Below are 25,169 nucleotides of genomic sequence, written 5' to 3'. Positions count from 1 at the left end.
CCCCCGCATGGACCACGCCATCCTCCCCACGCTCCGCACGCCCGCCGATCTCAAGAAGCTCCCGATCGAGCGGCTTCCAGAACTGGCGAAGGAGATCCGGGCGGCGATCACCGAGCAGATCATGCGGACGGGCGGCCACTTCGCCCCCAACCTGGGCGTGGTCGAGTTGACCATCGCGCTGCACTACGTCTTCGATTTCGGCCACGATCGGCTTCTCTTCGACGTGGGCCACCAGTGCTATCCCCACAAGCTGCTCACGGGGCGATATCCGCTGCTCTCGAAACTCCGCCAGCGCGGGGGCATGGCGGGCTTCCCCGATCCGCGCGAGAGCGACTACGACCTGTTCATGGTCGGGCACGCGGGCACCGGCATCTCCACCGCCGTGGGCATGGCGCGGGGCGACACGCTCAACGGCGAGGCGTTCGACCCGGAGAGGAACCGTGACGGCAGGCGGGTCGTCACGCTCATCGGCGACGCCTCCATCGTCAACGGCGTGGCCATGGAAGGCCTCAACAACGCCGGAACGCTCAAGCGGCAGTTCCTCGTGGTGCTCAATGACAATGGCATGTCCATCGCCAAGCCGCAGGGCGCGGTGGCGGCGTACTTCGACCGCGTGCGCGTCAGCAACACCTACCGCTCTATGAAGAAGGCCGCGCGGGAAATGCTCACACAGCTCCCCGGCGGATCGCTCATTCAGGAGATGTACCACCGCGCCGGCGAAATCGCCAAGGACGCCATCGCCGAGGACGCCTGGTTCGAGAAGTTCGGACTGGTCACCGTAGGACCAATCGACGGACACGACCTGCCCACGCTCATCGACATGCTGCTGGCGGTGCGCGACGTCGATCGCCCGCTGGTGCTGCACGTCAAGACCGTCAAGGGCAAGGGGTTCGACTTCGCCGAGGAGGACTCCTGCACCTTCCACTCGCCTTCGCCATTCCGCGTGGTCAATGGCGTCACGCTGCAGAGCGAGGGTTGCCGCGTCGAACTGACCGGCGGCGGGCGATCCTTCACCACCGCCTTCGCCGACGCCCTCATTGACGTGATGCAGCGGGATGAGAAGGTGGTCGCCTGCACCGCCGCCATGCCCGACGGCACGGGGCTGAACAAGGTGATGCCGCTCTTCCCCGCTCGCACGTGGGACACCGGCATCTGCGAGAGCCACGCGCTCGACATGATGGCCGGGCTGGCCAAGACCGGCTGGAGGCCGTTCTTCGCCGTCTACTCCACCTTCCTGCAGCGCGCCTTCGACCAGTGCTTCCAGGAAGTCTCTCTGCAGGGGCTGGCGGTGCGCTTGTGCCTCGACCGGGCCGGCCTTGTCGGCGGCGACGGCGCGGTCCACCACGGCTTCTGCGACATCGCACTGCTTCGCGTGTTGCCGCAGGCGTGCGTGCTGGCGGCGATGGATGAGCCGTCGCTGCGAGCCGGGCTGGAGTTCATGCGCGGCTACGACGCCGGGCTTTCCGCCATCCGGTACCCGCGCGACAATGTTTCCGGTCGCTTCGCCGACCAACCCTGCCCGCCGTTCGAACTGGGCAAGGCCCGTGCCCTGCGCGAGGAAACTCGGCCGGACGTGGCCATCCTGGGGCTGGGCGTCATGGCGCTGAACGCCATGGACGCCGCCGACCTGCTCAGCGGCGAGTATCGGGTGAACGTGTACGATGCGCGCTTCGCCACGCCCGTTGACATTGACCTGCTCGATTCACTGATCTCGCGCAACATCCCGGTCATCACCGTCGAGGATCACGGGCTCGAAGGCGGCTTTGGCTCATGTGTCATCGACGCCTGCCACGCACGGGGCCTGGACACGCGGCTCATCACGCGGCTTGGGCTGCCCAGCGACCGCTGGATTCACCAGGGCTCGCGGAACGGGCAACTCGAGGAAGCGGGTCTGGACGCGCCGTCCATCGCCCGCGCGGTGCGCCGGATGCTTGACCGCCGGGGCGACGCGGCGAACTCGCCGCCCGCGACCACCGTCGAATCCAAGGTGGTTTCGGTGGCGGAGCCCCGTTCGTAGCCGCTCGTGGCGTCTGTCTGGTCGTCGATGCTCGCGCAGTTTTCGCCGGAAGCATGCCGCGGGGCCGGTAACGTGTCCGCGAGCGTCGTCGTCCTTTCCCGAAGTCTCCCGGCTGGCATCGTCTGCGATCGGCGGTAGAATGGCGCGGTTCAAGAATGAAGCCGCCCGCCGCGTCGCCCGATGAAGGAATCGGTCGTACGGCCTTGCACCCCTGGCGGGCAGGCGCAGGAAGCATGTCCCGCCGGGGCGTCGTCGCTCCGGTCGGGCGGGCGGTTCGTCGCGGATCGTCCCAGGAGCCGGTCTTCGCGCCGGAGTTTGAAGAATCTCCCCATGCCGATCAATCCAACCAACCCCGGCGGCGGACGCGGATCACACAGGGGCGGCGGTTCTTCCGGTCACGATGGAGGCGGCGGGGGCTTCCGGGGCCAGAAGGTGACCACCTGCTCATTCTGCGGGAAGACCTCGCGCGAGGTCGGCCCCATGGTGGAAGGCCCCAGCGACGTCTACATCTGCTCCAACTGCACCGACCTGTGCCAGAACATCTTCCGGCAGGAGCGTCGGCGCGTGAGCGCCGCCAGGCCGCTCTTCTCCACCATTCCCGCGCCGCGGCAGATCAAGGAGTTCCTCGATCAGTACGTGATCGGGCAGGAGCACGCCAAGCGCGTCCTTTCCGTGGCGGTGCATAATCATTACAAGCGCCTCACGCAGATGGACAACGAGTCCTCGGGCGTGGAGATCGAGAAAAGCAACGTGCTGCTGGTCGGCCCCACCGGCACCGGCAAGACGCTGCTGGCCCGCACGCTGGCGCGCATGCTCAACGTGCCCTTCGCCATCGGCGACGCCACCACGCTCACCGAGGCCGGCTACGTGGGCGAGGACGTGGAGAACCTGCTGCTCAAGCTGCTGCAGGCGGCGGACTACGACCTCGACGCCGCCCAGCGGGGCATCATCTACATCGACGAGATCGACAAGATCGGCAAAACCAACCAGAACGTGTCGATCACCCGCGACGTGAGCGGCGAGGGCGTGCAGCAGTCGCTGCTGAAGATGCTCGAGGGCACGGTGGCCAACGTGCCGCCGCAGGGCGGGCGCAAGCACCCCGAGCAGCAGTACATCCAGATGGACACCACGCACATCCTGTTCATCTGCGGCGGGTCGTTCGTGGGGCTGGACGAGATCATCCGCCGCCGCATGGGCAAGACGCGCATCGGCTTCCACTCGCCCAACGAGACGCGTACCGGCATGCTCCGCGCCCCGCGTGGGTCGATGCTGGCCCACGTGACCACCGAGGATGTGCTCGAGTTCGGCATGATCCCCGAACTGCTGGGCCGCCTGCCCCTGCTCACCCCGCTCATGCCGCTCGACCTGACGGCGATGGTGTCGATCCTCACCGAGCCGAAGAACGCACTGGTGCGTCAGTACCAGCAGCTCTTCTCGATCGAGGGCGCGAAACTGGAGTTCACCGATGATGCGCTGGAGGCCATCGCGCTCAAGGCCATCGAGCGCGACACCGGGGCCCGCGCCTTGCGCGCCATCATGGATGAGATCATGCTCTCACTCATGTACGAACTGCCCGATGCGGACAACGCGGGCGTGACGTACGTGATCGACGCCGAGACGGTGGCCAGCCCCGGTTTGAAACTGGCGGACGTGCCGCGGCGGGTCAAGCGCGAGTCGGCGTGAGCGACGATTCCATGAGGGCGTCAGATTCACAAATGCTTACAGAAGCAGTGCATAGACATGTCCTGTGGTATTCTGTTGGATTTCGCTTGACCACCATCTTTTTTTTGCGATCATGCGACAGTTCAGCGGCCTTGCCATTCGGGGGCACCGCCAATCGAAAGACGAAGACGCCAGACACTTCGGCAGGAGACGAGCCATGTTGCCGTCTATTCTCAGCCGACCTGCCGCGAGTCTGTGGATGAGTGCGGTACTGGTCGCAAGCGTGATCGGGGCCGGCGTCGGTCGCAGTGTGGTCGGCGAGGTGTCACAAAATCCGCCGCCCGCCAAGCAGGTGTTCCAATCAGAGAACCCAGCACCGCCCAAGGACGCTGACGCACGCCCGCGTTTCGAGTGGCGACGTGGAAATCTGCTCGCGTTCCTGACGGCGGCCTTCCAGGCGACGGGCATGGAGCGCCAGATGGCGGTTGACCGCGTGCTCTTCGCGCTTGCGCGTCTCGGCCTAGCGTCGCCGAGCTCCCAGCGCTTCCAGGAGTTTGACTGGCGTGCCGCGAACCCGCACACATTGCTGGCGGTCGTTTTCGAGGCATCGGGTGAGGACCGCGCGACGGCCGTGGTGCTGGCGACCGTGGCGCTTGAACACCTTGGCGTCTCACCGCACGAGACTGAGAACAACAAGGCGGATTGCCAGGTCTACAGCGTGAAGTTGATCTGGTGCGAAGGGGAGGCACGCAAGAGCACTTTGGGGTACATTCACAAATCGGTGTGGGACAATCTCAAGACAGCATGTCCCGCCACTTCAATTCGCCCGATGGGGCAGGACCACTGGTACAAGCTCTCGTTCAACGCGCCATGTGGCGACCTGGAAATCCCGGACGGCGCGTGCGTTTGGATTCGCGCCACTGATCCGGCCGAATGGATCCCCTGTGAATGGGGCATCCTTGGGTCCAGCTGCTTTGATGAGTTGACCGGGACGATCAACTGCACGAAGGTTGGACCTGTTTGCGGCGACGAGTACAACGGACCTGAAGGGTGCCCGGAGTGCGACTGAGCGTTTGCTGTCACGGGATGCAGACGACGAGCCGCCGGCGCGTTGCCTGAAATGCGAGTCGGCGTGAGCGGCGCTACACTTTGCAGATGGCGCTCAATTTCCTCCTCATCGCCTGCGGCGGCGCGATCGGGTCGGTCATGCGATACGCCATCAGCGGCTGGGTGCAGCGGCTCGCCATCGGCGCCGTGGAGCTCTTTCCCATCGGCACGCTGGCGGTCAACGTGGCGGGCTGTCTGCTGATCGGCCTGCTCGCCGCCCTGTTCGCCTCGCCCCACATGCTGCGTGAGGAAACGCGGTTGTTCCTGCTCGTGGGCGTGCTGGGCGGGTTCACCACCTTCTCCACCTTCGGGCTGGAGACCTTTCAACTCATCAACGACCGTCAATGGACGTGGGCGGCGGCCAACGTCCTCGTCACCAACGTCGCCTGCCTCGCCTCGGTCTGGATCGCCTACCGGCTGGGCGAGCGATGGTGGGGAGCGTAAGCCATGAGAATCCCTGCTGACGGATGCCTGCTGCGCGTCTTTCTGGGCGAATCCGATCGATGGTCCGGACGCCCGGTCTACGAGGCCATCACGCTCAAGGCCCGCGAGATGCAGCTGGCGGGCGCCACGGTCCTGCGCGGGTCGATGGGGTTCGGCGCCAGCAGCCGCCTTCACACCGCCAAGGTGCTGCGCCTGTCGGAGGATCTGCCCATCGTGGTGGAAGTGGTGGACGCCCGCGAGCGCATCGAAGCCCTGCTCCGCGAAATCGAGCCCATGCTGACCGGCTGCCTGGTGACCCTGGAGCGGGTGGAGGTGATCCGCTACGCCGCCTCCGGTTCATCCGGGGGTCAAGGCGGGGCGTGAAAGCGGGCGAGACACGGGTTGTCCCACCTGCCGCGCCGGCTATACTCCCCACCCCACAGGGTTCCTGGAGACGAGGTTCGCCATGTCCCGAGTCTGTCATTTCACCGGCGCCCGCACGCAGACGGGCAACAGCAAGCGCTACCGAGGCCGCGCCAAGTACCTGGGCGGCGTGGGCAAGAAGATCACCGCCTGCACCGCGCGGACCTTCCGCCCCAACCTGCAGACGCTGACCGCCGTGATCGACGGGGCGCCAAGGCGCATCAAGGTGTCTACGCGGGCGATCCGCATGGGGCTGGTGGTCAAGCCGCTCAAGCGCAAGTACGCCTACACGCGCAAGCAGCAGGCGGCGGGCCACTGAGCAGCGTTGCTGCCGGTTCACCGCAAACCGCTGCCAATCAAAAACTTCCGATCACTTCATCGACCCGGTCTCCGCCGGGTCGATGTGTTCAGGCCGCGGGCTTCGAAACGACCTTGCGGGAAATCTCGCGTGATCGTTTGACCGGCGGGCGTGTTGACGTACCGTAAAGATGATCCGGCGCACGAATACTCAGGGTCGATCGCCCAGTCCCCGCGGGACCATGCGGCGCGACCAGCACTGACCTTCGCGTGCGACCGCATCGGCCGGGCAATCGGTCGAAGGGCGTTGTGTTCGGACAATCCATGGTGTTGGGAAGCGGTTTCGCGGCGCCTCCACGGAAGGGACGCCCCGGCCCCCGGGCCGGTGCGTGGCGATGCCGGCTCAACGACTGAGCCAGCGACACCAACGCGGGTGTTGAACCACGACCGACGGACGCGGCCTTGTCGCCGCGGCGTCGGACGGAGCCAGTGCGGTACGTGAAGGGTCTTCCCGGACATTCCGATCGAGATCGCGTGCTCGCCGCGACCGACCTCGTCTCGCTCATCGGTGAGCATGTGACCTTGCGCAAGAAGGGCCGCGAGCACGTGGGGCTCTGTCCCTTCCACGATGATCGCTCGCCTTCGATGCACGTGGTGTCGCACAAGGGGACGCCGTTCTTCAAGTGCTTCGCGTGCGGCGAGTCGGGCGGCGCCATCGACTTCGTGATGAAGTACCACAAGATGGACTTCCGCGAGGCGCTGCGCCTGCTGGCGGATCGCGCCGGCATCGAACTGACGCAGCGCGCCCAACCGGAGACGGCCGGCCCGGACGCGCCGACGCGCGGCGACCTCATGCAGGCCAACGCCTTCGCGGAGCAGTTCTTCCGCAACGTGCTGGCGCACCCGCAGGCCGGGGCGGCGGCGCGACAGGTGGCGTCGAAGCGCGGGCTCGACCAGACAACCATCGAAACCTTCGGCATCGGGGCCGCCCCGACCGACTGGGAAGGGCTGCTCAAGCTCGTCCGCAAGCGCGGGTACAACCAGCGGGCGTACCACGAGGCGGGGCTGCTCAAGGAACGCGGCAGCGGGCTGCGCGACGCCTTCGTCAACCGCCTCATGTTCCCCATCTGCGATCAGATGGGCCGTCCCATCGCCTTCGGCGGACGCGTCATCGACCCCGAGGATCAGCCCAAGTACCTCAACAGCGCCGAGTCGGCCGTGTTTCAGAAGTCGCGCACGCTCTATGGCCTGCACCTGGCGCAGCGGGCCATCCAGCAGCACAACCTGGCCATCGTGTGCGAGGGATACATGGACGTGGTGGCGCTCCACCAGGCGGGCTTCACGCACGCCGTGGCCACGCTGGGCACCGCGCTGAGCGAGGATCATGCGCGACTGCTGACCCGGCTGTGCGACCGCGTGGTGCTGCTCTTCGACGGCGACGAGGCGGGACAGAAGGCCGCCGACCGCGCGGTGGAGGTGTTCTTCTCCCATCCCGTCGATGTGCGCATCGCCATTCTGCCGCAGGGGCAGGATCCCGACGACCTCGTGCGGCAGGGCGATGCGGGTCGCGCAGTGCTGCAGCAGGTCATCGACGGCGCGGTGGAGGCGCTGACATTCCTGATCGACCGATTCCGCGTCGTGCTGGCCCGCGCCGAAGGGGGCGCGGGAAGGCAGAAGCGGCTGGAGGAGTTCGGCCAGCGGCTCGCCGATCTGGGATACTGGTCCATGTCGGGCGTGCGCAAGGGGCCGGTGCTGCTCACGCTGGCGCACCTCTTCCGCGTTCCGGCGGACGAGGTGGAGAAGCACGTTCCGCGCCGTCGCGCGAGACCCGCAACGCACGTCGAGTCGAAGTCCGCGCCAGGCGACAACGGATCGACGACGCACGACCCCGCGGCGGACCTGTTCGCCGAACGCGCCCCGAGGGCGCGCCGCGTGGCGGAGGAGGACGTGCTGAGCGTGCTGGTCTTCCAGCCGGAGCTGGCGCTTTCGACGGTCGATGTCGGCGACGGGCACCTGCTGCCGCTGTGCGAGGCGTTCCAGCCGCAGGCGTTCCAGGATGCGCCCTGCCGCACCGTGTTCGAGGCGATCTTCGAGCACGCGGAATCGGGCGTCGCGCCCGACGTAGCGGGGCTGCAGGCGCACCTGGCGGGCGCGGGGCTGGAGCGGTACGTGACCGACCTGTACGCCCGCGGGCGCGACCTGTGCGGCGACGACGAATCGCGCGCTCATGCGCGACTCAACGCCGCCGTGCGCGGGCTGGATCAGCTCCGCGACCGCGAGACCCTGCGCCGGCGCGCCGAGGCGCTGCGCGGATCGAGCGGCGAGCCGACCGCGGACGTACCGGCCTTTGTGCGGCTGCTGGAGGAAAGGCGAGCCATCGGGGATGACCGGGCGGTTCTTCCTCGAAGCGTGCGATCCGGATAGCCGGACGCCGGGGTTGGTTCCAGGGTGGGGACGGGTTGACTGGAAAGGCGGCTGTCGGTGGGACTTGCCGCCTAGGATCGAGAGACGTGTGATTTCCACGACGGAGAGACACGACGTGACGACCAAGACGCTTCCGGACCTCCATCCCACGCTCCGCTCCCTGGTCGAGCTGAGCATCCGACGCGGGTGGATGAGCTACGAGGAACTGAACACGACCCTCCCCGACGAGATGGTCGATGCGGAGAAGCTCGATGAACTGCTCGACCTGATCGACTCGCTGGACATCCGCATGATCCACGAGCCGGAGGTCAGGCGCCAGGGTTTCGTCACGTTCCAGGCGCCGCTGCAGACGAACCTGAAGTTCAAGCGCGACGACCCGATGCGCCGTCTGCCCGCGGCGCGTCCGCGTCCGGAGGATGGTCATGGTCCGTCGAACGGGCTGGCTGAGCCGGCCTCCGAGGACGCCGAACCGGGCGAGGCGGAGCTGATGGACGACGCCGAGGTTCAGGCCGCGCTGCACGAGGACATTGAGGAGCACGTGAGCCGACGGGTGGACGACCCCATCCGGATGTACCTCACGCAGATGGGCACGATCCCGCTGCTGACGCGGGAGGAGGAGATCCGGCTGGCGAAGAAGATCGAGACGACGCGGATGATCTTCCGCCGCCGGGTGCTCGAGTCCGACTACGCCGCCCGGCAGGCGGTGGAGATTCTGGAGCAGGTGAACGCCGGTCACCTGCCCTTCGACCGCACCATGCGCATCTCCACGCTGGAGGAGAACCACAAGGACACCATCGCCTACCGCATTCCCGTGAACCTGGTGACGGTGAAGAAACTGCTGGAGCTCAACCGGGTGACATGGGAGTCGCTGCAGTCGCCCAGCATCCGCAAGGGCACGCGCGTGCGGCTGGAGGACGATCTGAAGCGCCGTCGCCGCAAGGTGGCCACGCTGCTCGAGGAGTTGTGCCTGCGCACCGGGCGCATCATCCCGATCTACCGCAAACTGCAGGCCATCAACAACAAGATCAAGGATCTGCAGAAGGAGCTGCTGCGGGCCGAGAAATTCCCGGCCAAGTATGACGCCGAGGACGCTCTGGTGATGCGGGAGGAACTGCAGGGGCTTCGGTCCCTGGTGCTGGAGGAGCCGGACCACCTCGACCGGCGCATCGATCAGATTTCGCGGGTCTTCTTCGAGTACGAGCAGGCCAAGCGCGACCTCTCCGCGGGCAACCTGCGCCTGGTCGTCTCCATCGCCAAGAAGTACCGCAACCGCGGGCTGCCGTTTCTCGACATCATCCAGGAGGGCAACACCGGCCTGATGCGAGCGGTTGACAAGTACGAGTACAAGCGCGGCTACAAGTTCTCCACCTACGCCACGTGGTGGATCCGCCAGGCCATCACCCGCGCCATCGCCGATCACGCCCGCACCATCCGCGTGCCGGTCCACATGATCGAAACGATGAGCAAACTGCGCACCATCCAGAAGCACCTGATGCAGGAGCTGGGCCGCGAGCCCACCATCGAGGAGCTCGCCGAGCGGGCCAAGATGCCCATCGACGAGACGCGGCGGGTGATGAAGATCTCCAAGCACCCCATCTCGCTCGACCGGCCCGTGGGCGAGAGCGAGGACTCGCACTTCGGCGACTTCATCGAGGATGAGCGCCAGGAAGCCCCGTCGGAGCAGGCCGGCAACGACATGCTGCGCCAGCGCATCGCCGATGTGCTCCGCACCCTCACCTACCGCGAGCGGGAGATCCTCAAGCTCCGCTACGGCATCGGCGACGGGTATACCTACACGCTCGAAGAGGTCGGCCGCATCTTCAAGGTCACGCGCGAGCGCGTGCGCCAGGTGGAGAGCAAGGCCATCCGCAAGCTCCAGCACCCGGTGCGCCGCAAGCGGCTCTCGTCCTTCCTGACCGGCGAGGTGGAGGCGTAGAAGTCGCAACGGTGGCGCGGGCGTCCTCGCCTGTGATCCTTTCGCTACACTGGCTCCATGGCCAGCCCTTCGTCATGGCCGCTGCGGCTGTGGCTGCTCATCATCGTCATCCTGGCGATGCTGGTGAGCGCCATCGGCGCCGCCGACTTCGCCGATTACCGGCTGGAAATGCTGCCCCTGCCGCCGCTGGTCCTGTTCCTGTGGTGGCTGGAGTGGAAGCACCGGCCGCTCTCGAACCTCTCGTACATCCTCATCTTCCTCTTCCTGCTGCTGCACGTGCTGGGGGCGCACTACCTCTACTCGTACGTGCCCTATGACGACTGGTCGCGCTCCCTGTTCGGCACGAGCATCAGCGAGGCGCTGGGCGTGCCGATCAACAAGGAGACCGGCCTGCCGCGCAACCATTACGACCGGCTGGTCCACTTTCTGTTCGGCGTGATGATGCTGCTGCCGATGCTGGAGACGGTGGAACGGCTCTTGCCGCTGGGGCGCGGGCAGGCGCTCATTGTGGCGGTGGCCTTCCTCGCGGTGCTGAGCAAACTCTACGAAGTCGCCGAGTGGATGATCGCCCTCATCATGGACCCCGAGGACGCGGAGCAGTACAACGGCCAGCAGGGCGACATGTTCGACGCCCACAAGGACATGACGCTGGCGCTGACGGGGTCGATCATCGCTGCGGTCGTGATCGGGATGCACAGGCGACTCGTGGGTGGCGCCGCGCTCCGCGTCGTGCGCGCCCGCGGCGATGCGCGACGCAAATCGACCACGTCGTAACGTCCGGAGAGCATCCGCGACGGATCACTCCCCGCCCTTCTTGTCCGGCTCGGACGCATCCTGCTTCTTCTCCACCGGCGGCGGCACGGGCGGGTAGCCGCCGATCTGTCGGTGGATGTAGTCCGGGGCGCGCACCACCAGCGAGCCGTCGCGGTAGGTGATGGCGGCCCATTCGCCTCCGTTCTGCTCCCAGGCGTCCGGCTCGATGACGAGGATGATGACCTCGATCAATTCCTGGGCGCTGCGGGCCTCCTCCTGCGGACTTCTGGCGGGTCGATTGCCGCGTCCGACGGCGAACGCCGTGCCCCCGAAGCCCGTGCCCGAGTGGAAGCGTCCGTAGTACGACGGGTCGAGGGGCCTGCCCCACCAGCCGCGGATGTAGGGATTCACCAGCCAGCCGCCCGCCAGTTGATCCTCCAGACGCAGCGACGGCGCGTTATCGAAGTCCGGCGCCTCGTGGAGCATGTCGCTGATGGGATACACCCGCGTCTCGCGGGCCTGCCCCACGCTCAGACGGTCCTTCGTCCCCACCTCGATGAAGCCGCGGCGAATCTGCCACGTGCATTCCTCCGTCACGGCGCACTGCTCCACGAGCATCTCGATGACTTCGATGGCCCGCCGGTTCTCAACCGACAGGGTGATGGGCGCGTCGGGGTCGATACCGCTCACGCCCGTGCGGTGATCGAGATAGCGCACGATCAGGTTGGCCCCCAGCGCCTCGCGGAACTTCTCCCACGCCTCCTCCGCCCGCGTCTCGCGGAAGTCGAAGGTCATGCGCGTGTACCCGAGCGCCTGCAGCATCTTCATCTGAGGCGAGAGCTCCGGCTCGACGGGCGCGGCGGGTGGAGAAGGCGGCGGCGCGGCCTGACCTGCGGCCAGCGGCCCCACGCCGCCCACGGCGACCACCAGCCACAGCATCGCGGTTCGGCGGGTTGATTCACGCATGGAAACCCCCTTGCAGGGAGGCGAGCGGCTCCGTTCATGGGCGGAGACGCCTGCCCCTTCACGGGATGCGCCATCCGCCGGTCACCGTCCAATTCGGTAGGCGGGCGGCGGGGCGAACGCCACGGAGTCACCGCCCGTGGGTTGGACGCCTTGCTCAAGGCGACGACCGCGCCCCGTTCTCCAGCCGCTTCTGCAGCATCGCCACGCTCTCGCTCAGGCGTGCGATCTGGTCGGAGATGGCGGACAGATCCTGCGCCTCGGTGGTGCCGCCCCTGGCGGCCTTGGCCTTCTCCAGCCGCTCGCGGATGGCCTCGTCGCGGGCCTCCTCCATGCCGGCGATGATCGTGCCCGTGAAAAGGTTGAGCACGATCATCGTGCCCAGCAGGATGAAACTGACGAAGTAAATCGGGGCCACGGTGGGGAACTCGGCGGACACGCGGGGGAGCGAGGCGATGGACGGCGGCACGTCCGCGTATCCCACCACGTCCGACCCATGCACCTGGATGTTCATGATGTCGATCCACCCTTCCAGGGTCACGATCTCAAAGAGCGTCAGCAGCGACGTGTGCAGGTTGCGGAAGTGCATCGGGTCGTTCTGCCCGAACAGGAACACGCCGATCACCGCGTAGATGTAGAAGTGAACGAACAGGAGCGCGCCGACGTAACCCAGCGAGGGGATCGACTTGAGCAGCGCCGCCACCAGCACCTGCAGCTTGGGCAGCACCGTCACCAGGCGCAGCACGCGCAGCGTGCGGGCCAGGCGAACCACCGCCGCGTACTGCGTGCCGAACGGCAGAAAGCACACCGCCACCACGAGAAAGTCGAGGATGTTCCACCCGTCGGTGAAGTACGTGTGCGGGCGGGGCCACCGGGCGGCCATCCTCAGCACGATCTCCAGCGCGAAGAACCACAGGATCACCTGCTGAACGAGCAGCACCGTCTGACCCGCGGTGGTGCCGGGATCAAACGCCGCGTACGTCTCCACCCCCACCAGCACGCTGGTGAGGACGATGGCCAGGAACACCAGCGTCGAGAACCAGTTGGACTGAACGATGCGATGCAATGACGCGGCCATGACGTGTCTCCCGCCTGGACAGGTGGCAAGGGGCGGATTCTAATGGACGATGGAGGCGTTCGGGGAGACCAGCGTCGTCGCGGAACGGGCCCGGCGGACAATTCACGCCCGCGCGGGCTGAATCCGCATCAGGCCGCTCACCGGGTTGACCTTCCGCCGACTGACCACGATCAGGCACGCCAGACCGGCCAGGATCATCGCCACGCTCAGCAACTGCCCGCGCTGCAGCCCCGCGATCACCGCCACCCCCTCGTCCGGCTGGCGGAAGAGTTCGGTGAAGACCCGCAGCACGCCGTAGATGGTGAGGAACCACGACCCCACCACGCCCGGCTTGCGGGGAACCAGCCAGATCAGCACCAGGGCGGCGAAGAGGATCACCCCCTCCGCCATCGCCTGGATGATCTGCGAGGGGTAGTACGCCGTCAGGACGGGCCGGAGGGCGTCGATGACCTGCTCGTTGCCCGCGCGCACCTGCTGGCCGATCCCGTCGATCCAGCCGTGCATGAGACGGGCCGCTTCCTGCCCCTGGGCGCCATCCACGCCCAGCAGCAGGGCCTCGCGTCGCCAGGCGCCGCCGTCCAGCCCCGCGGCGGTGGCCACATCGGTCATATCCGCCAGTTTCATGGGGTCGTGGCGGGCGAAGAGGCGCAGTTGTTCCCAGTACTGGATGCTCCACCACGGCGGGTTGACCTGTTGATCCGCAGGGATGGGCTTACCCCATAGTTCGCCGTTGATGAAGTTGGCCACGCGCCCGAAACCCAGACCCGGCGGGCAGGTGAAGGCGGCGGCGTCGAGCATGTGCAGTTGGCTCACGCCCCGGCGGTGGGCGAACCACATGGTGGCGAGGATGACGCCGATCATCCCCCCGTGGCTGGCCATGCCGCCGTCCCACACCTTGATGAGATCCACCGGCGAAAGGAGCAGCGACTGGTCGTAGAACGCCGCGTAGCCCAGCCGCCCCCCGACGAGCACGCCCACGACCACGGCCATCATGTAGTCGCCCACCTGCTGGGGGGTGACAGCCAGCCGCTTCGTCGCCGCCATCCAGCGCAGGATCAGCCACGCCACGATGAATCCGACCAGGTATGAAAGTCCATACCAGCGGATCGCAAACGGCCCCGCCACATGAACCAGCACGGGGTCGAGGTCGTGCATGAAAGCGTCGGCCACGAGATGGATGCTGTGCGGAGCGTTCGGGCCGGGAGTCATGGGCACATGGTATCGCGCCTGGCGGCGGCGTCAGGGCGGAAGAATCTCGACGGCCAATCGAGGTATCGGGGCGGTCGCGCCGACCGGCGGCGTGTGCGTGACGCCGCTGATCCACCAGCGAGGCGCGGCCCCGGTCGGACCACGCCGCCGGCTCGGCTCGATGATGGCCTGCAGCCGCTCGTACCCCGCCGCCTCGACCGTCAACCGGACCGGCAGGTCGGCGGGGAGACGGAGCGTCGCGGCGCCGTCGTTCGTCGTCATCACCCGCGAGGGTGGGTGACTGGCGGGGTCGAGCGTGGGAAAGGGATCCACGGGCAGGAAGAACTCCATGGCAAGCGCTTCGACGCGCGCCCCCGCCACGGGCGCGCCGGAGACGGCGTCCGTCACGCGAAGCACCCCCCGCTGCGACGCGCCGCTGGAGCAGCCGAACAGCAGCGCCATCGGCGCGGCGAGGAGCATCACGCGGTGGAAGCGGGGCTTCAATCGAACGGCGCGGCGGGAGAACAGCACGGTCGATCTCCTTCACCGGACCCGCGAAAGCCGCGCGACCACCGGCTCGCCGCGCACGCCGAGCGAACGGGCGTGATCCAGCGCGGTGCGTCCCTGTTTGTCGGTGATCGCGGCATCGGCCCCGGCAGCCAGGAGCGCCTCGACGTGCTCGAGGCGCCCCGACATGGCGGCGTGCATGAGGGGCGTGCGTTCCAGCCGGTCGCGCGCGTTGACGGCGCCGCCGCGAGCGACGATGGTCCGGATGCCCGCGACCGTGCCATGCCGCGCCGCGTACTGCAGGGCGGTCATACCGCGCTCGTCGGCGTCGTTGATGCGGGGATCGACGGGGGCGAGCAGTTCGACCATTCCTTCCGCCGCGCGGTCTGATCGACCCGCCGCGAACATGAGAGCGGATTCGCCCTTCTCGCCCCGCGCCCCCGCGTTGGCGCCGCGTGACAACAGGGTCTGGACGCTGGCCGCGCTCCCGCGCCGGGCGGCGTGCATCAGCGCATCGAGCCCGCCGAGGTCGCGGTGGTGAATGGACGCCCCGGCGTCGAGCAGAAGCACGACCCGCGCGGCGGCATCGTCGTGCGACGCGCCCGCGGCGTGAATCAGCGCGGTGCGGCCCAATTCGTCGGCGTGATCAACCGCGGCGCCGGCGCGCAGCAGGGCGGCGACCTGCCTGGGTCCGCCCCGCGCCGCCGCCTCGATGAGCGCGGTTGTTCCGCCGGGACCGACCGCGTTGACCGCGGGACGCGTGTTGTGAGCAAGCAGGGTGTCGATGATCGCGGCGTCGGGCGCGCCGGCGCTGGGACCGTCGTTCCGCGCTTCCACGGCGCGCAGCGCGGCGGCGACCATCAGCGCCGTGCGGCCGTTGCGATCCGCGGCGGCGGCGTCCGCTCCACGCGAGAGGAGTTCACGCACGAGCGCCGCATCCCCCGCGGCGATGGCGTGAAACAAGGCATCTCGACCGTCGCTGTCGCGCGGCGACACGGAAGCCCCCGCCTCGATCAGCCGCCGCGCGTGATCGGGGCGGTGGGTGAGGATGGCGTGCATCAGCGCGGTGCGGCCCGATGCGTCGCTCGCGTCCAGCCCGGGGGCATGCCTGTCGCGCGCCGCCAGCATCGCGTTGAGCGCCCGAGGCGTGCTCGCCTGGGCCGCCAGCATCAGCGGCGTGACGCCTTCGCGGTCCGTGAGCGCGGGACTCGCGTTCGCGTCCAGCAGGGCTTCGACGACCTCCGCCGCGCCCACCTTGCCCGCCACGTGCAGAGGCGCTCGGCCCGAGCGGTCGGCGGCGTCGATGGTCGCGCCGGCCTCGACCAGGAGGCGCACCCGAACGGCGTCCCCGGACCATGCGGCATGATGCAGCGCGGTCCAGCCGGCGTCGTCCGACGCGTCAAGCGTCGAGCCGGGGATCAGCAGTTCGAGCACGCCGTCGCGGCTCAGCCGGGCGGCGTGCATGAGCGCGGTGCGCCCGTCGTGATCGACCAGCGAGACGTCCGCGCCCAGGTCGCGCAGGGCGGCGACGACCTGGCTGACGCCGTGGCTGGCGGCGATCATCAGCGCGGTGCGGCCATCCCGGGCGCGGGCGTTGAGCGCCTCGCGCGTGGGCGCCAGGCGGGGCAGCCACGTCGCCACGTCCTTCTCGCCGCTGCGCGCGGCGAACATGAGGGGGGTTTCAAGGTTGGGTCCGTGGGCGTGCGAAACCTGGGACGAATCACGGTCCAGTTCGCGCTGAAGAGTGAGCCCGTCGCCCTCGCGCGCGGCGCGGTGGAGCGGGGGCTCGCGCTCCGCCCGGCTCTGCGCCGGCGCGGACGATCCCGCCGCAACGGAGAGAACCGCCGCCACCGTCACCGCCGCCGCACGAATGAACCGACCCGTCATGCACCGCGCTCCCAAGGTGGACGCATTGTATCGGCGGGCACGGCGACGGGTGAGGGGCCGGGATGTGATCTCGGTACGCGATGCCGGGATCGATGGACTCAAGCGTCCCGCGCGGCTCACGAAGCGGCGGCGCACGAGGGTCAAAGAACGCGGCCCGGACAGGCGTCCGGGCCGCGCGTTGACAGCGACGTTGCGGAAGATCAATCAATCGCGAACCGTGGCCTGCACGTTGTCGATCAGCGTAATGAAGGTGCCGGCGGTGAGCTTTCGCGTCATCTGAATCCGGATCTGGATTTCCCTGTTCGTGGCCTTGATGTAGTTGTTGGGGTTGGGAATCGACAGGTAGGTCTTGACCGTGTCCGTCTGCGGCTGGATGAACGAATCCAGCAGCACCCAGGCGTTGGTGTTCACGTTGCGAACGTAGATCTTGGTTCGCACGTTGGGGTTGATGGCGCTGGTTTCGAGCGTCAGGTCCAGTTGCGACACGTTGTTGATCGGGCTGGTGAGTTTGACCACCATGTTGACCGCGTAGTTGTTGCCCTGCAGCGGGTCGATGATCATGTAGTTGTCATCGGAGTTGTCCAGCGCAGCCAGGTTGCCGCTGTTCAGCGTGCCCTTGGTGATGTTGAAGCTCTTGAGCGGGCAGTCCAGATCCTCCGGCTCGGGGTCGCTCAGGCAGCCGCGCGAGTCGCGGAACTGGGTGATGACCGGAATGTCGAAGGTGGGGTGGAAGCGGTTGGCGCACTGAAGCCCCGCGTGCATGGTGTAGGTCTCGCACACGCAGTGGTCGGCGTTCCAGTTGTGCCCCAGTTCGTGAGCCGACAGGTCGGTGGCGCAGGCGAAGTTGTTGAGCGATTCCACCAGTCCGTAGGCCCAGGGGGTGTTGCAGATCACGCCCACGTAGGCGATGCCGATGACCGAGCCGTTGAGGTTCTTGCCGGTGAAGAGGTGGGCCACGTCGCGCTGGATGGCGCCGTGATTGGCGTTCCAGTGGTTGCGGAACTGGTCCAGAAGGGCGCCGGAGTTGGTGGTGCTGTACGGGTCCGGCTCGACCGTGCGCACGATGATGGTGGTGATGACGTGCGTGATGTTGACATCGCGCTCGTACTGGATGTTCATGGAGTTGAAGATGCTGTTGATGCGGCTCTCCACGTTGGCCACGCTGCCCCAGCGGGTGAAGTACTCCACGTCGGCGTCGCAGGCGACCTCGGCCACCTTGAGCGCGCCGTCGCCGCCGGAGCCGTGCTCGACCAGGTCGAGGTCGCCGCCCAGGCGATGATCGTCGGATGTGCCGCAGATGCCGGAGCAGGAGGTGTCCTCGCCCCGGTAGATGACGTGCGAGCCATGCGGCGCGCCCTGGATGCGTCCGAAGAGCGGCTCGATCCAGTAGTTCGATCCGTCGGGCAGGATGATCCGGGCGTACAGCCCCTCGTCAGAGGTGGAGCCAGCCGCCATGATCTGCGGGTCGTCCAGCAGTTCGCCGCGCAGGGTGCGCTCAGGCGAGGGCGTCACCGGCACCAGTTCGCCTTCGCCCACCTGGGCGAGCACCTGGTAGCGTCGCCCGCGCACGGAGTGCGGAAAGAGATTGAGCAGACGCCACTGGCCCTCCAGCGGAATCGCCGCCACCAGCGGCACGCCCGGTTCGGTGTTGATGTCCAGCGTGAACACGACGCTGTCCGTCAGGCCCAGCAGGGCGTTGACCTCGTCCCCCCGATCAAGCCCCGCCACGTCCTGAGCGGATGAAGCCGGCGAAGCGAGCAGCACCGCAGCCAGCACGGTTGAGAGTGAAAGCGAGCCGAGCAACCTCGACATGAACTGATCTCCTGATGGCGGAACCTGGGACGGATCGTCTGCACGGAAACCCCGCACCCAGCCAACTTTATCGCCGGATGAACCTCGACGCCAGCATTTTCTGGAGATTCCGTCGGTTCGAAGATCGACCCTCGAGCGCGGCCGGGTGCTGATTATGGGATATCCCGCCCATGCGGGTCGGCGCTTCCGGAGCCGACGCGTCGAGCCAGACGCCCCGCCATGCGATCATCGGTCACGTGCTCCAGACGCATCGCGGTGGAGTGGACGTGGTCGGGCCGAAGGCCCAGGTGATCGACGAGGTAGGCCTCCCAGAGCCGATGCGAGCGGACGAGACGTGTCGCGGCTTCTCGTCCGTCGGGGCTCAGGTGAACCGCAACCCCATCGCCTGACATCCCGTTTTGGCGCTCGATGGTGACCAACCCCCGGCGACCCAGGTTTCTCCAAGCCGCGCAGGTTGCCAAAGTTCCCACCCCCAACGCCCGGCGGAAGCGCCGTCGAAACTCGCCGGGAGAGACCCGCTGGCCCCATTCATCAATGCGGTAGAGCAGACCCAGCATGTCCTCGCTCAGGATGCGCTGCGACAGCGCCACACGGAACAGGACGCGACTGACCACGCCCTGCCGCGGCGCAAAGAGCATCGCCAGCAGGAACAGCCCGCCCGCGCATGCCGCGATCATGCCCGCGGTGCTGGTGCTCCGCCAGTCCTCGTGAAGCAGTCCCGGGCCGACGACGGCGCTGACGTGTCCCAGCGGGGCCGCGGCGACGCCCAGCCCCACCGCGATCCAGACCATCCATCCAAGTCGATCGGTCAGCAGGTGCGCCGCCGCCGCGGGCACGATGAGCATCGCCACCACGAGAATGCTGCCCACGCTCTCGAACGCCGCCACCGTGGTGATGGCCACGAACGCCATGAGCAGCGCGTGCATCAGTCCCGCGCGGATGCCCAGCGTGGTCGCCAGGGCGGGGTCGAACGAAGTGATCTTCAGTTCCTTCCACAGCAGCCCCACGAAGAACACGTTGCCCAGCAGCACAATCGCCCCCACCACCACGGCGCGGGGGATTTCCCACCCCAGCAGCGCCACGGTATCCAGCGGCGTGAACTCGATGGCGCCGTAGAGCACGCAACCGGGGTCGAGGTCCACGCGGTCCGCCGCGTCCACGATGATGATCAGACCGATGGCGAAGAGCGCGGTGAAGACCACGCCCATCGAGGCCCCTTCATCCACCCTGCCGTGCGACCTGATCCACTGCGTCAGGAGCGCGGTGAGCAGCCCGGCGATGACCGCGCCGACGAACATGGGCACGCTGGCCCGGCTCTCGGTGAGCAGAAACGCGATCGCCAGCCCCGGCAGCACCGCGTGGCTGATGGCGTCGCCCATCATGCTCATCTTGCGCAGCACGAGAAAGCAGCCGAGCAGGGCGCACGAGGCGGCGACCAGCGCACCGGCGACCACGATCCACGTGTCGTTGAGCGTCCAGGTCACGCGCGGCTCCCTTCATTCAGCACGTGCGGACTGACGGGCATGACGCGGGCGGGCAGGTCGGACGCCATGAGGCGCTCCAGCTCCGCGGTCAGCGCGGGGCCCAGGATGTGCTCCACATGGTCGGCATCGCGGTCAACGTGGCTCGGCGCGACATCCGCGTGGGTGATGAGGTACATCTCCCACAGCCGGTGATTGCGCGTCAGCCGGGCCGCTTCGATCAGGCCCGTCTCGGTGAGTCGAACTCCATCGCCCGCCGGATTCACCAGCCCCGCCCGCCGCGCCCGGGCGATCTGGCGATGCAGCGAGCGAGGCGACCATGAACGCATGAAGGCGAGATCACTGATTGACACAAGCGGCGGTTCGGTGACGTCGCCGCGCGCGTTCGACGTGAGCCGCGACCGTGAGGGAGCGGGGTGTGCCTCGCCCTCGCTCAACTCAAACACCGCCCGCAGCAGGTGCTGTCGCCCGATGCGCCGCGCCAGTCGCCATTGTCGCAGCAGCCGAGGCGCGACGCCCCGCGCCGCGCCGAAGGCCATGCTCAAGGCGAAGAGCGCCGCCGCAACGATGACGATCATCGGACCGGAAGGCGTGTCCGGCCTCACCCCGCTGATGGCCGCTCCCAGCGCGGCGGAGAGGGCTCCCATCGCCCCGCTGATGACCGTCATCCACTGAAGCCGCTCGGTCCAGAAGCGGGCCGCCGCAGCGGGGATGATGAGCAGCGCGATGATCAGCACCAGCCCCACCGCCTGAAGCCCGATCACCGTGACCGCCACCACCACCGCCATCATGAGCATGTCCAGCAGCAGCGTGGGTCGCCCCTGTCCTCGCGCGAAGGCGGCGTCGAAGCAGAGCAGACGGAACTCCTTGAACAGCATCGCGCAGGCCGCGACTGACAACCCGGCGGCCACGGCGATCAGCCGCGCGTCCGACGCGGTCATCGAGGCGGTCTTGCCGTAGATGAATGACTCCAGTCCCGCCGCGTGACCCGCCTGCATGTTCTGCGCGACGCCCAGCGTCGCCACGCCCAGCCCGAAGAAGACGCTCAGCACCACGCCCAGCGCGGCGTCCTCCTTCAGCCGCGTCAGATTCCGAATGAGCAGAATGACGCCCAGCCCCGCCGCGCCCGCCAGCGTGGCCCCCAGCAGCAGCCACGGCAGCGACTTGCCGTCGCCCCCGGTCAGCGTGACGAGAATGAACGCCAGTCCGATGCCCGGCAGCGTGGCGTGGCTGAGGGCGTCGCCCATCAGCGCCCGCCTGCGCAGCAGCGTGAAGCAGCCGACCACCCCCGCCGCCAGCCCCAGCGCCGCCGCGCCCAGCACCACCACGCGGGTGTTGTAATCCTGCAGCAGGAAGACCCGCGCCACGTCACCCCAGAATGGGGCTTCTCCCCGGCTCATCGGGCCAGGGCCTCCGCGGCCTCATCCAGCAGCGTGAGGCGGCCGCCGTACGTCTTCTGCAGGTTCTCGCGGGTGAAGACCTCCTCGGTCGGCCCGTGCGCCACGACGCGCATGTTGATGAGGATGACGTGATCGAAGTACTCGGGCACGGTGTGCAGGTCGTGATGCACCACCAGCGCGGTGCGTCCGCGGTCGCGCAGTTCCCGCAGAATGTCCACGATGGCCCTCTCCGTGGCGGCGTCCACCGCGGCGAAGGGCTCGTCCATCAGGTACACCCTCGCCTCCTGCACCAGCGCGCGGGCCAGGAACACCCGCTGCTGCTGCCCGCCGGAAAGCTGGCTGATCTGACGGTGCGCCAGGTCCGCGATGCCCACGCGCTCAAGCGCCGCCATGGCCTGCTCGCGGTGGCGTTTCCGCACCGGGCGGAACCAGCCGATGCGGCCGTACAGCCCCATCGTCACCACGTCCAGCGCGCTGACGGGGAAGTCCCAGTCCACGCTCTCGCGCTGGGGCACGTAGCCCACGAGTCGCCGCTGCCGGTGATACGGCTCGCCGTAGATCAGCACGCGCCCGGAGGCCTTGGGCACCAGGTCCAGCACCGCCTTGAGGAGCGTGCTCTTGCCCGCCCCGTTGGGACCGACGATGCCGACGAGTTTCCCCTCCGGCACGTCCAGGTCGATGTCCCAGATCACCGGCTTGCGGTGGTAGGCCACCGTCATATCGTGAATCGAGAGCGGGGCGGCGGGGGAGTGCTCCTCCCCCGTCGCCACGCCCACGCGCCCGATGGGGAGGGGACGGCTCGGCGATTCGACGCTGGCGTCAATGGCTCGCATGGCTCAGTTTCCCGTGGCATCCTGCGGCGGGCGCCTCGCCCCCCAGGGCGCGGGCCACGATGGTCAGGTTGTGGTCGAGCATGCCGAGATAGGTGCCCTCGTAGGTTCCCTCCTCCCCCATGGCGTCGGAGAAGAGTTCCCCGCCGATGACGACCGCGTGCCCGCGCGATCTGGCGCCTTCGATGAGCGCCTGGATGTTCCTGGGCGACACGCTGGTTTCGATGAACACGGCGCGCACCTCGTGCTTCACGATGAAATCCACCAGGTCGTTGATGCGCTTCAGCCCCGCCTCCGATTCGGTGGAGAGCCCCTGCACGCCCTCCACCCGCAGGCCGTACGCGCGGCCGAAGTAGTTGAAGGCGTCGTGCGAGGTGATGAGCACGCGGCTGCGCTCGGGGATGGTCGAGATCACCCGCTTGCCGTACTCATGCATCGCCATGATGTCGGCGATGAGCGCGTCGCCGCGCCGGGCGTAGTCGGCGGCGTGGAGCGGATCGAACTCGCTCAAGGCGCGGGCGACGACCTTCACGCACTCGGCCCAGGCGCTGCCGTCCATCCATACGTGCGGGTCGGCGTGCCCCTCCGCCCCGTCGGGGTGCAGCAGGAATGAGTCGTCGATCTCCTCCGTCACCGCGTAGACCTTCCGGCTGCGGCCGACCTTGACGAGCGTGTCGGCCATCTTGCCCTCGAGCATCAGGCCCGCGTAGAAGATGATGTCCGCCTTCGAGAGCATCTCCACGTCGTCGCGCGTGGGCTTGTAGAGGTGGGGGTCCACGCCCGCGCCGATGAGGCCGATCACCTCCGCCCGATCCCCCGCCACGCGGCGCACGATGTCTGTCACCATGCCCACGGTGCAGACGATGCGGGGCCTGCCGTCCGTGGCGGCGACATCCGAACCGGACGGGCCGGCGCACGAAGCCAGCAGCCCGGCGCCCGCCGCAAGAAGACACCGCACAATGCCCAGGCGTCGTCCGCTCATGACGCACCTCCTGATGATTCCCGCTCGCGCTCGTCCGCGAAGCGGCGCATGCACTCCAGCGTCTTCTCACCCACGTGATGCTCGATGCCCTCGGCGTCGCGCTGGGCGTCCTCGGGCGGTACGCCGATGGCGCGCAGGAATCGCAGCACGATCCCGTGCCTCCTTCGGCTGTCGGCGGCGAGCCGTTCGCCCTTGGCCGTGAGCCGGATGGGGCGATACGGCTCGGTTTCGACCAGCCGCTCCTCCTGCAGCCGCGCGATGATGCGCGTCACCGTGACGTGCGTCACGCCCATCACGTCCGCCAGGTCCTTCACGCGACACTCACCCTGACGGTGCAGAATGTCCGAGACCGCCTCCACGTAGTCCTCCGCCGTCTCGGTGGCGTGATCGGCGCGAACCTTGGCGAACGAGTTGACGGGGCGGCGGATCGCGGTCATGGCCAGATTCCGGAATCGTTTCAGGTGTAGCATAGGCGACCTCGTGGCAACGGCTACATTCATCCCGCTAAAAGCGAATGCTCATACCCGCGAAAAGTCCCCAGTCGTCGGCATCCCCGGTCAGCCCGAGACGCACGCCGCAGTCCAGCATCAGGTCGTCCGTCACCGCCAGGGTGAAGCCGGTGATCGCCTCGGCGCGGTAGGGCGACGCATCCGCGCTCACCACGCCCGCGTACTCGATGAACCAGCCGACCCGATCGGTGATGTCCAGCCCCAGCACCGCGGTGTGCAGCAGTTCAAGATCGTGGTCGTCGTCGGCCTCGTCGTACACGATGTCCGGCTCGACCATGAACGCCAGCCCCACGCCCGGCGCGGCATCCCACGACAAGGCCAGAATCACGCCGCCCTCGACGTGATCGTTGCCCAGCCCCGCGCCGGCGGTGGGAACCTTGATGAAGGGCATGACGCCGAAGGCCGTGCTTCCCCCGTCATTTCCCCACAGATTGAGCTTCAGCCGCACCTGGAGGTCGCCCAGCCCGTGAGCGAGCCGCCCCCGGCCATCCTCGCGCACGTGCAGGTACGGGTCCAGCACGAACTGGATGTCCATCGACTCCGTCAACCCCAGTTTCAGGTTGAATGGCGCCGCGGTCCAGGTGCGATGCGAACCGTTCTTCGACAGGTCGAAGAAACTCATCTCCAGTTGCACCACCCCGGCATCGACCGTGATGGGGCTTTCGGTGGTGTCGGGTCGATCCGGGCTCATGCCCCGCCGCAACTCTCGCGGCGTGGGGTTGAAGAGCGAGTACGACGACGTGCCGAGATCGCGGTACGACGCCTCCTGCCCCGACGACGCCAAGGCGCCCGAAAGCGACCACGCCACGCCGCACGAACCCATGATCCACGCCGCACCGGCTGATCCCCGCATGACCTGACTCCTTGGATGAACCCAAGTGTAGCATATGCTACAAACTGGTCAAGTCTCGCGTTCACCGGGGCTGGAAGGCGCGGCCGCGGACCGCGCCGTCAAGGGAGGCGCCGGTTCAACCAGCACACGACATGTCATGACGTTCCGGCCGGCACGACTTGCGCCGCGAGGCGCCGTCGGTCCGCGCGACGTGGTCACTCCGCCGTCGCGATGCGGTCGCCGTGCGATACGATGCGTGCTGACAGGCGGGCGGGATCGAAGTCCTGCGACAATCCGTCCACGAGGGCCACCACCATGTCGCCGCGCCCTCGCGGAAGCGGGCGCACCGTGAATCGCGCCCCGCCGCCCACGGGCTGCCCGTCGCACGACAGCGTGAACCCGGCCGCGCCGAGCATCCCGTCGCTGACGTTCACGACGGCCAGCGACAGTCGCCACGTGCCCGCGCCGGGTTCCACGGGCTGCGCCTCGATGAGCCGAATGGCCAGAGCGGGCGTCGCGCCCGGGACGTCGTCTGTGAGCGGCGTCACGGGCATCGATCCCGATCGCGCCTCGGCGATGGATGCTTCGAGGGCGTCGACGTCGCGCTGGTGCGGCAAGCGCGCGGCCGGGGACGATACTGCACCGCCGCTCGCCTGCG

At 67.9% G+C, this 25,169-nt stretch carries 21 protein-coding genes and 1 pseudogene; 9 read left to right on the top strand and 13 right to left on the bottom strand.

Going from position 1 to position 25,169, the window contains the following annotated elements:
• Window positions 1-7: 7 nt before the first annotated feature.
• The 9 genes from HRU76_07675 to HRU76_07635 all read left to right on the top strand — a co-directional run bounded on the left by HRU76_07675 (window position 8) and on the right by HRU76_07635 (window position 11,063).
• Window positions 8-2,017, top strand: coding sequence for a 1-deoxy-D-xylulose-5-phosphate synthase (locus HRU76_07675; GenBank protein QOJ17461.1), 2,010 nt, complete (start codon window positions 8-10; stop codon window positions 2,015-2,017).
• A gap of 330 nt (window positions 2,018-2,347) precedes the next feature.
• Window positions 2,348-3,700, top strand: coding sequence for an ATP-dependent Clp protease ATP-binding subunit ClpX (clpX, locus tag HRU76_07670; GenBank protein QOJ17460.1), 1,353 nt, complete (start codon window positions 2,348-2,350; stop codon window positions 3,698-3,700).
• Window positions 3,701-3,896: 196 nt separating this feature from the next.
• A complete protein-coding gene (locus HRU76_07665) occupies window positions 3,897-4,748 on the top strand; it encodes a hypothetical protein (protein ID QOJ17459.1) in 852 nt (283 codons plus the stop codon).
• Between the two features lie 86 nt (window positions 4,749-4,834).
• Window positions 4,835-5,230 carry a fluoride efflux transporter CrcB gene (crcB, locus tag HRU76_07660; protein ID QOJ17458.1) on the top strand — a complete coding sequence of 132 codons (396 nt, stop codon included), beginning with the start codon at window positions 4,835-4,837 and terminating at the stop codon, window positions 5,228-5,230.
• 3 nt (window positions 5,231-5,233) lie between these two features.
• Window positions 5,234-5,593: a DUF190 domain-containing protein gene (locus tag HRU76_07655; protein ID QOJ17457.1), complete on the top strand. Its 360-nt coding sequence runs from the start codon at window positions 5,234-5,236 to the stop codon at window positions 5,591-5,593.
• Between the two features lie 82 nt (window positions 5,594-5,675).
• Window positions 5,676-5,951 (top strand): 50S ribosomal protein L28, encoded by a 276-nt coding sequence (locus tag HRU76_07650; protein ID QOJ17456.1) that lies wholly within the window; start codon window positions 5,676-5,678, stop codon window positions 5,949-5,951.
• 512 nt (window positions 5,952-6,463) lie between these two features.
• Window positions 6,464-8,353: a DNA primase gene (gene dnaG / locus HRU76_07645; protein ID QOJ17455.1), complete on the top strand. Its 1,890-nt coding sequence runs from the start codon at window positions 6,464-6,466 to the stop codon at window positions 8,351-8,353.
• 115 nt (window positions 8,354-8,468) lie between these two features.
• On the top strand, window positions 8,469-10,289 hold the full coding sequence (gene rpoD / locus HRU76_07640; protein ID QOJ17454.1) for an RNA polymerase sigma factor RpoD: 1,821 nt from the start codon (window positions 8,469-8,471) through the stop codon (window positions 10,287-10,289).
• Between the two features lie 57 nt (window positions 10,290-10,346).
• Entirely contained in the window at window positions 10,347-11,063 is a 717-nt protein-coding gene (locus HRU76_07635) for a DUF2238 domain-containing protein (protein QOJ17453.1), read from the top strand.
• 24 nt (window positions 11,064-11,087) lie between these two features.
• Here the strand turns inward: HRU76_07635 and HRU76_07630 are convergent, their stop codons facing one another.
• The 13 genes and pseudogenes from HRU76_07630 to HRU76_07570 form a co-directional block, all read right to left on the bottom strand.
• Window positions 11,088-12,008: a hypothetical protein gene (locus HRU76_07630; protein ID QOJ17452.1), complete on the bottom strand. Its 921-nt coding sequence runs from the start codon at window positions 12,006-12,008 to the stop codon at window positions 11,088-11,090.
• 154 nt (window positions 12,009-12,162) lie between these two features.
• Window positions 12,163-13,083 (bottom strand): ion transporter, encoded by a 921-nt coding sequence (locus HRU76_07625; protein QOJ17451.1) that lies wholly within the window; start codon window positions 13,081-13,083, stop codon window positions 12,163-12,165.
• Between the two features lie 102 nt (window positions 13,084-13,185).
• Window positions 13,186-14,253, bottom strand: coding sequence for a prolipoprotein diacylglyceryl transferase (gene lgt / locus HRU76_07620; protein QOJ17450.1), 1,068 nt, complete (start codon window positions 14,251-14,253; stop codon window positions 13,186-13,188).
• Window positions 14,254-14,322: 69 nt separating this feature from the next.
• On the bottom strand, window positions 14,323-14,802 hold the full coding sequence (locus HRU76_07615; GenBank protein QOJ17449.1) for a carboxypeptidase regulatory-like domain-containing protein: 480 nt from the start codon (window positions 14,800-14,802) through the stop codon (window positions 14,323-14,325).
• A 12-nt stretch (window positions 14,803-14,814) separates the two neighbouring features.
• Window positions 14,815-16,665: an ankyrin repeat domain-containing protein gene (locus HRU76_07610; GenBank protein ID QOJ17448.1), complete on the bottom strand. Its 1,851-nt coding sequence runs from the start codon at window positions 16,663-16,665 to the stop codon at window positions 14,815-14,817.
• Between the two features lie 204 nt (window positions 16,666-16,869).
• Window positions 16,870-18,477, bottom strand: a complete 1,608-nt coding sequence (locus HRU76_07605) for a hypothetical protein (GenBank protein QOJ17447.1) — start codon at window positions 18,475-18,477, stop codon at window positions 16,870-16,872.
• A 152-nt stretch (window positions 18,478-18,629) separates the two neighbouring features.
• Window positions 18,630-19,955: pseudogene (locus HRU76_07600) on the bottom strand (metal ABC transporter permease).
• A gap of 2 nt (window positions 19,956-19,957) precedes the next feature.
• Entirely contained in the window at window positions 19,958-21,358 is a 1,401-nt protein-coding gene (locus HRU76_07595) for a metal ABC transporter permease (protein QOJ17446.1), read from the bottom strand.
• Window positions 21,355-22,191: an ABC transporter ATP-binding protein gene (locus HRU76_07590; GenBank protein QOJ17445.1), complete on the bottom strand. Its 837-nt coding sequence runs from the start codon at window positions 22,189-22,191 to the stop codon at window positions 21,355-21,357. The genes HRU76_07595 and HRU76_07590 overlap by 4 nt, the downstream gene beginning before the upstream one ends.
• Window positions 22,178-23,170 carry a zinc ABC transporter substrate-binding protein gene (locus tag HRU76_07585; GenBank protein QOJ17444.1) on the bottom strand — a complete coding sequence of 331 codons (993 nt, stop codon included), beginning with the start codon at window positions 23,168-23,170 and terminating at the stop codon, window positions 22,178-22,180. The genes HRU76_07590 and HRU76_07585 overlap by 14 nt, the downstream gene beginning before the upstream one ends.
• A complete protein-coding gene (gene mntR, locus HRU76_07580) occupies window positions 23,167-23,607 on the bottom strand; it encodes a manganese-binding transcriptional regulator MntR (protein QOJ17443.1) in 441 nt (146 codons plus the stop codon). Before mntR ends, HRU76_07585 begins: the two co-directional genes overlap by 4 nt.
• A 67-nt stretch (window positions 23,608-23,674) precedes the next feature.
• A complete protein-coding gene (locus HRU76_07575; protein ID QOJ17442.1) occupies window positions 23,675-24,532 on the bottom strand; it encodes a transporter in 858 nt (285 codons plus the stop codon).
• A 194-nt stretch (window positions 24,533-24,726) separates the two neighbouring features.
• A complete protein-coding gene (locus tag HRU76_07570; GenBank protein ID QOJ17441.1) occupies window positions 24,727-25,059 on the bottom strand; it encodes a hypothetical protein in 333 nt (110 codons plus the stop codon).
• Window positions 25,060-25,169: the final 110 nt, after the last annotated feature.

This window comes from Phycisphaeraceae bacterium (genome assembly GCA_015709595.1).
Classification (GTDB): Bacteria; Planctomycetota; Phycisphaerae; order Phycisphaerales; family SM1A02; genus CAADGA01.
Note: the sequence above shows the minus strand (reverse complement) of the source record. Positions and strands in the feature narration are given on the sequence as shown.